Source organism: Bradyrhizobium sp. Mp27 (genome assembly GCF_029953005.1).
GTDB classification, from domain to species: Bacteria; Pseudomonadota; Alphaproteobacteria; order Rhizobiales; family Xanthobacteraceae; genus Bradyrhizobium; species Bradyrhizobium barranii.
This window is the reverse complement of sequence record NZ_JASAUS010000279.1, coordinates 1-5,678: the sequence shown is the minus strand read 5'-3', so window position 1 is coordinate 5,678 and position 5,678 is coordinate 1. Positions and strand designations below refer to the sequence as shown.

Here is a 5,678-nt window from a genome sequence, read left to right as displayed (position 1 = left end):
GTATCCGTCGTCCCTGGTGTTCTGGCGTGGAAATTCACCCTGCCAGGTGTTGGCCATGTGACGGCCCCCGGGCGCAAATTCATCTCCCCATGCGAACTCGGCGCCGTCCAGCCCGCCGCGCGCCGCGAACTCCCATTCCGCTTCGGTTGGCAAATCCTTGCCGGCCCATTTCGCGTAGGCGAGCGCATCGCTGAAGGCCACATGCACGACGGGATGATCGTCCACCCCACGGATGTCGCTGCCCGGCCCGTAGGGGTGCCGCCAGTTCGCGCCTTTGGCGAAGGTCCACCATTGGCTGAAGTCCCGGAGACTGACCGGATGCGCGGGCGGAGAAAACATCAGCGAGCCCGCATAGACCATGTGCGGGAGTATTCCCGGATAGTCCTTTGGATCGGGCGCGATCTCGGCAACGGTGACGTGGCCGGTAGCCTTGGCGAACGCCTTGAATTGCCGGTTGGTCACTGGATGGCAATCCATCCAGAACGCATCCACGGTGACGCGGTGGACCGGCGCTTCCTCCGGATAATGCCGATCCGAACCCATGCGAAACGTGCCGCCTTGTATCCAGACCATTTTATCGATGTCTGAAGGACCGTCACAAACGGCAGCATCGGACGCAAGCCTAGCTGAAGGGTGCGCTGTCAAAGCGTTATCCCCCAACGGATGCATGCCACGCTACTTGGCATCCCGATCGATATTGATCCGCGGTCCAATTGCTGGCGCTTATGCGATCCATCGGTGGTCCCATTGTGTGCACGCACAGGTTGCTCGAGCTCAACCGAACCTTCGGTCATTCGGTGGCGACGATCTTGACCTAAATCAATGAAGTGAAGCGGACACGAGATGCTTCAGTCCTCACGTCCGCTTCGGGTCGAAACGGGAAATGCCCGACTGATCTAGCGTAGGTCTGCTTCAGCTCGAGAAGCGGCCATAATCCGGCATCCTAAAACTCCCTGGACATCGCAGGGTGTGTTCGATTCTTCACCTTGATCCATTCCTTCGTGCGGCCGGCGATGTAGCGGCGATCGCGACGCTTCGAGACCAAGCCCTCAAGGCCCATGCGGCAGGCAGCGCCGAACAGGTCAGGGCCGATCTCGCCGGCCTCGAATGGCGCGACGAATATGCCGTCCTGGCCGACCGCGCGGTAGCCGCGCCAGATTGGCCTTGCGCATCGTCAATGGCAGCTGGCGCAAGTCCTCGCCGCCGGCCGCGAGGATGTTCGCGCTCAACCAAGAACGAGCAGCAGCACGAGCCGCCCCGTTGTTGCCAGCGAAATAGCCAGAGCCTGCCCGAATTGGTTAATGGGTTGTTAATCGGCGTTCGGCAGGCTTGCGGTCAGCGCTGCCGATCAACCCCCAGCCCAAGGTAGCGCAAGCGATGGCCGGCGGCTGTGATGCCCGCCGGCCATTGTCTTTGATCAACGAACGCCCATGCCGATGCGGAGCCGATCGGCCCCGCGTTTTGGGGGCCGCACCTATCCGAGGCGCGGGACCATAGCGCCGCCGGAAACGCCCCGGAGGCCGGATCATGGTGCACGCGGCTTGTTATCGGACCAGTTCAAATTCGGGCTGCGGACGGGCCATGGGGAACATACGCGACCTTGTACGTGGGGAGAGGGCAAGGCGCGGCGGCGCCGTCCTTCGTCCTTGGCGCACGCGACACCTTTTCTTTGACCTTGCGGGCATCTCTTCTGTACGAGATCACCGACGAATAGCTGCGAATTGGCTGCGCGGACCCGCGCCAGCTGCCTAAAAAGGATGCTTCAACCCGTCGGAACAGGGGATCATGCGAGACGATTGCTTAAGCGAGATCGCCGTCCGCCGCTTCATCGCGGCGCCCGTAGCGGATAGCCAAAGGTCTACGACCCGCCCGAATGGCCCTCGCGAAGGCTAGCGATTTCGAATGCTGTTCGTCTCGCAACGGAGCGGACGATGTTTTTGATGTTCGAGAGGCTATCCGCCACGGCAAAGCCGCATCAAGAGTTTCGATGCCCTCGGTGCGAGCGGTGGCCGCGGCTGGTGAAGATCGAACCAAGGTCGAACGGGTCGGACAGCTTTTTCGAATGCCCGTGCGGAGCTCAAATCTGGGATCGGGCGCAAACGCGCGAGAGACTTTGAACAACTCACAAAATCGGAGGCTCCTATGCTGCTCGCTTACTTTCCTATCCTTCTGTTCGATGGCTTCGCCCGCATGGCGATCGCCACCATGCAGATGATGCCAATCTCAGTCGCCGCGGCAAAACCAAGGAGCGGAGAGCCAACGGTCATTCTGATGGAATGACGCCTGTGGAACGCGATACCTCAAATGCGCTCGCTTACAGCTTGGCTCCTTTGACGCGGATGCAATTGAACCTTCGATGTACGGGGGAGGGGCTGCTTCAGCGCGGGCGAACGGAGGATGCGATAGATCGGCTTGCTACCCTATATCCGCCGCGGACGTGATCCGTGCGACTTAGAGATCGATCGTCGCTAGATCAATCTGGCAACTGAGCAAATAATCGCCCACTCATCCTACTCGCTCGCCCCCGCTGTTTTTGAAAGCGTTGCAAGCGAGCGTAAACCGCTTGACGGGTGCGGCGCAGCCGCTCGCCGACCTCCTCAGCAGTGGCACCTGCGCCAAAGAGCGACAGCAATTCCGCCTCTTCTTCAGGCGACCACGGACGCGTCGATGTGCGATCGTTCGTCATTTGCGGTGGCTGCAAGACACCTATATGCGCGGCGGCGCTGGCCGCCTGGGTGGGTCGGGAAAGCGAGCTGGCCGCTCTGAGCGGGGCGGCGCCGGCAAGCGGCTGGGCTCAGGCGCGCGATTACCGCGCGTCATCCACGCTGCTAGACGAGCGTAGCTTCGCCTGAGAGCCGGAACGAACCAAGCCGATGCGTCCTCGTGGTCCATGCTCGAAGATTAACTTTGAACCATTTAGAAAAGATTGCCGACATTTCCCAATCCGTAACTGATCGTGAACGATGCGATGGCAACCAACGGCCATGGAAACCGAACGCCCGCTCGAAACGATACGTTGGTCGGCAGGAAAAGCGCAGGCCGCTCTTTAATCAGTATCACTGGCTAATGCTCGATCCTCTTCGTGACCGGCGATTGGATATCTTCTTCAAAGCTGCCCGATCACCCGGAACGAAGCCGGCCTGACAGAACTTAGCCGCCCCGATAAACCGCAAACCGTTGGGAAACGATGAATGTGTCAAAGGCCATGGAACTTATCGTCGCTAGCTACGTGAAGGTGCGGGACCGTCGCGCTCTGGTCGACTTGCTGGCGCATCGTCGCAAGGTGCTCGCCCAGCTGCAAGCCGTTTCGGGCATCAACCCAGAAAACGCGGCCAAAGCAATCCAAGAGGAATTGGCGGTGATCGAAGCCGCCCTCGAAGAACTTAAACCTCCGCCCGGTTCGTTGCCTGAGAACGAGTGGACTTAGCGATGCGCGTTAACAAGATCGATTGGGACAAAATCGGCCGGGTAACGGAGCCGAGTCCATACAAGTGTTTCTTCGGATATCTCACCGTCACGTCAGACGATATCGAAGTGTGGACGCACTATCCCGACGCGACGTTCACCTTGATCACGCAAAGGGCGGACGAGCAGCCGCTAGGCGAAGAATATCGTCTAGGCCTATTCGACATCGGCGATCCTCAGCGATAGGAGCGCCGCCCTCGGTGAGGCGATTACGCCGCCACTTGCGCAGCCTTCACACGCTCCTCAAGAGCATAGATCGTCGATATGAGGTTGTCGCGTCGCGCGCGAAGATTTAGCGCGAGAAGCGGATACGTTGGCTGTCGCACGTCGAACACGCCTGCCTTGGCTTCCTCTTCAAGGATATCGGAATTCAAAAGATCGACGCGCCACCATAGATCGGAGATGAGCGCCCTGAGCTGCAACTCCGCGGTGATGCCGGAACGCGACACTTCTTGCATCTTTTGCCTCAATTTGAAACGTCCCCGTCGTTGGGGCCGACCTTTGGTCGTGATTGAGCAAGTAGGATGCCAAGGATGCCGTCGCGGGCGAGTTCCGGAATTAACCCCGCGCGGCGACATCAAGCTTAATCCGCGTCTTCGATTGCACCGGAGCTGCGGAGCGCTAGCCTCTCTGCACCGGACATTGCCCCGTCCGGGTTCACCATGGCGAGGTCGTCGCGCCAAGATACTCGGCGCGGCGACTTCGTTTTTAACGTCGATAGGCGAGTTCGTTGTGACGAATGAACCGGCCGATGATCCGCTTGACCTCATCGAGCTGCGACGACAGATCTCGCCCAAGATCAGCGAGAGGATGCGCGCAGAGCCGCCGCGGAGTTCGAGCGCGAAGAGAAGCGCCGCGACGCAGATCGCCGTAGAGAAGAAGTGACACGCGAGAAGGAACGCGCCAAGCGGGAGTGCGCGGTGGCGAAGGTTCGAGCAGCGCTGGACGAGGCGCAGCGAAAACACGAGGATCAGGCGCGGTCTCTCGAAGCAGAGCGCGGCAAAATCGAGAAGCGGATCGAGGACGAAGACACCCGCTGGCAGCGCGAGAAGCAAAAGCTATCCGAAGCGCTTCGTTTAGCGCGGGATTGATCGGGTCAGAATAGCCTTATCGAGCGACCGTGCCGCCGAACCGGACAAAAGCGCCAGAAAGGGCACGGTCCAGGCCGCCGAGACATGGCCGAGCAGCACCATTCCAAGAACGGCCTGAGTGAAATCACGCAGACCTTCACCACGCGGCGGCCGAAGGCCGCCGCAGTCGCATGGTGGCGCCGCCCGGGCGGGGCGGATCGTCGTTCTCGCCGTCGAGGCGCCGCAGACCCGCGAGGATGTCGGCGAGTCTGATGGCGAGTCCCATGCCGGGGATCTCGCGCAACGCGGGACAGGATTCGACCGCGTACATATCGGACGCCCAGGACGACAGGATGACGCGCTTCTCGGGTGCCGAGAGGGTCTCGTCGTTCAGCACGTCGTCCGGAGACGCATAGTGCGCGGCGGGGTGGAAGAAGGGATTGAGATCGCCGGAATTCGTTCTGGCATTGGTCATCGCCGGCCTCCTTACGCTCCTTTCAATGGGTAGGTGTGATGGACGGCGGGCGCGAACCCGCCGTCACTGGACTTCGATCCGGAAGCGGTCAGGCCGCCTTCTTCTGCTCGATCTGCGTCGGAGAAGGCGCGCCCGCGATCTGGATCCTTCGCGGCTTCATGGCCTCGGGCACCTCGCGGACCAGGTCGATGATCAGCAGCCCATCCTGGAAAGAGGCCTGCTTCACTTGGACATAGTCGGCGAGGTTGAAGACGCGCCGGAACGGTCGCGCGGCGATGCCCTGATACAGGAATTCGCCGGCCGGCCTGTCGGGCTTCCTGCCCTCGATCGTCAGCGCGTTCTGCTCGGCGGTGACCGTGATGTCGTCGGCGCCGAAGCCGGCCACGGCGAGCGTGATCCGGTAGTTGTCCTCGCCGGAGCGTTCGATGTTGTAGGGCGGATAGTTGTCTTCGGTCGCCTGGCGCAACGCGCTGTCGACGAGGCCGGCCAAATGGTCGAAGCCGATGGTGGAGCGCCAGAGGGGCGCGAAGTCGAAGGTGGTCCTCATATCCAAGTCCTCCTAGTACCCACTTTTCTTGGAACGTGAGTCGTGATTCAAGGTCGGGATGATACCCGAAGCAAGAGAAGTCCACCTTTCGAGGAAAGATCGCAAGGTGCTTGAGGCGTGC

General features: G+C 60.9%; 7 protein-coding genes and 1 pseudogene. 3 read left to right on the top strand and 5 right to left on the bottom strand.

Annotation, left to right across the window (positions count from 1 at the left end; genetic code table 11):
- Together QJT78_RS47820 and QJT78_RS47815 are read right to left on the bottom strand one after the other, a co-directional pair.
- Positions 1-573 (bottom strand): SUMF1/EgtB/PvdO family nonheme iron enzyme (locus QJT78_RS47820; protein ID WP_281460745.1); only part of this gene is annotated, 573 nt, incomplete at its 3' end.
- A 370-nt stretch (positions 574-943) separates the two neighbouring features.
- Positions 944-1,226 (bottom strand): annotated as a pseudogene (locus QJT78_RS47815) (DNA ligase); the annotation flags it as partial.
- A gap of 916 nt (positions 1,227-2,142) precedes the next feature.
- Here QJT78_RS47815 and QJT78_RS47810 point away from each other — a divergent pair.
- A complete protein-coding gene (locus tag QJT78_RS47810) occupies positions 2,143-2,280 on the top strand; it encodes a hypothetical protein (RefSeq protein WP_155258189.1) in 138 nt (45 codons plus the stop codon).
- Positions 2,281-3,205: 925 nt separating this feature from the next.
- The gene (locus tag QJT78_RS47805; protein ID WP_049808054.1) at positions 3,206-3,427 is read left to right on the top strand and encodes a hypothetical protein; all 222 of its coding nucleotides are present in this window, start codon (positions 3,206-3,208) and stop codon (positions 3,425-3,427) included.
- Between the two features lie 247 nt (positions 3,428-3,674).
- Here the strand turns inward: QJT78_RS47805 and QJT78_RS47800 are convergent, their stop codons facing one another.
- The gene (locus QJT78_RS47800; RefSeq protein ID WP_028153946.1) at positions 3,675-3,923 is read right to left on the bottom strand and encodes a hypothetical protein; all 249 of its coding nucleotides are present in this window, start codon (positions 3,921-3,923) and stop codon (positions 3,675-3,677) included.
- Between the two features lie 423 nt (positions 3,924-4,346).
- Here QJT78_RS47800 and QJT78_RS47795 point away from each other — a divergent pair, with 423 nt between their 5' ends.
- Positions 4,347-4,556 carry a hypothetical protein gene (locus tag QJT78_RS47795; protein ID WP_028153947.1) on the top strand — a complete coding sequence of 70 codons (210 nt, stop codon included), beginning with the start codon at positions 4,347-4,349 and terminating at the stop codon, positions 4,554-4,556.
- Positions 4,557-4,692: 136 nt separating this feature from the next.
- Here QJT78_RS47795 and QJT78_RS47790 read toward each other — a convergent pair whose 3' ends face one another.
- Together QJT78_RS47790 and QJT78_RS47785 are read right to left on the bottom strand one after the other, a co-directional pair.
- The gene (locus QJT78_RS47790) at positions 4,693-5,010 is read right to left on the bottom strand and encodes a hypothetical protein (protein WP_028153948.1); all 318 of its coding nucleotides are present in this window, start codon (positions 5,008-5,010) and stop codon (positions 4,693-4,695) included.
- 88 nt (positions 5,011-5,098) lie between these two features.
- Positions 5,099-5,557: an Hsp20 family protein gene (locus QJT78_RS47785; RefSeq protein WP_028153949.1), complete on the bottom strand. Its 459-nt coding sequence runs from the start codon at positions 5,555-5,557 to the stop codon at positions 5,099-5,101.
- Between the last annotated feature and the right edge of the window lie 121 nt (positions 5,558-5,678).